This window comes from Vibrio sp. 2134-1, from assembly GCF_033339495.1.
Genome location: NZ_JAWOUS010000612.1, coordinates 1 through 617, shown reverse-complemented (window position 1 = coordinate 617; position 617 = coordinate 1). Strand labels below are relative to the sequence as shown.

General features: G+C 49.6%; 1 protein-coding gene. It reads left to right on the top strand.

The features are described from left to right. Positions 1 to 617, top strand: a 617-nt coding sequence (locus R7R78_RS27535) for an alcohol dehydrogenase catalytic domain-containing protein (protein WP_225474786.1), incomplete at both ends; no start/stop codon positions are given.

Here is a 617-nt window from a genome sequence, read left to right as displayed (position 1 = left end):
AACTCACATCAAATCCAAGGCAATGGTTGCGTGGGCGGCTGGCGAGCCACTGAAAATGGAAGAAGTGGATGTACAGCTTCCTAAAGCGGGTGAAGTGCTAGTGCGCATCGTCGCGACAGGTGTTTGTCATACTGATGCGTTCACTCTGTCAGGCGACGATCCAGAAGGCATCTTCCCTTCGATTCTTGGTCACGAAGGTGGCGGTATTGTTGAAATGGTTGGCGAAGGTGTTACCAGCGTTGAGGTTGGCGACCACGTGATTCCTCTTTACACCGCAGAATGTGGCGAGTGTAAGTTCTGTAAATCGGGCAAAACCAACCTTTGTCAGGCCGTTCGTGAAACACAAGGTAAAGGTCTGATGCCAGATGGTACAAGCCGTTTTTCTATCAACGGTGAAACCATCTTCCACTACATGGGTTGTTCTACTTTCTCTGAGTACACAGTGCTGCCTGAAATTTCATTAGCCAAAGTGAACAAGCAAGCGCCTCTTGAAGAAGTGTGTCTACTAGGTTGTGGCGTAACGACTGGTATGGGCGCGGTTCTGAACACTGCAAAAGTTGAAAAAGGCGACACGGTTGCGATCTTTGGTCTGGGTGGCATCGGTCTTTCAGCGATCA